General features: G+C 36.4%; 1 protein-coding gene. It reads right to left on the bottom strand.

From position 1 onward, the window contains the following. Window positions 1–242, bottom strand: a 242-nt coding sequence (locus GNE10_RS36660; protein WP_185570593.1) for an AAA family ATPase, incomplete at both ends; no start/stop codon positions are given.

Below are 242 nucleotides of genomic sequence, written 5' to 3'. Positions count from 1 at the left end.
TGTTTGTCGTATCAATTTGAATTAATTCTTGATTTGGATGCTTTCGACCACCTTGTGGCGGTACACTAGCAGTTGTACCTTCTAAAATTTTAAGCAATGCTTGTTGTACACCTTCACCAGACACGTCGCGCGTGATTGAAGTATTTTCAGATTTACGCGCAATTTTATCAATTTCATCGACATATATAATACCTTTTTCAGCTTTATCAATGTCGAAATCAGCAGCTTGAATAAGACGTAAT

The sequence above is a fragment of the Nostoc sp. 2RC genome (assembly GCF_014222165.1).
GTDB classification, from domain to species: domain Bacteria; phylum Cyanobacteriota; class Cyanobacteriia; order Cyanobacteriales; family Nostocaceae; genus Nostoc; species Nostoc linckia.
Note: the sequence above shows the minus strand (reverse complement) of the source record. Positions and strands in the feature narration are given on the sequence as shown.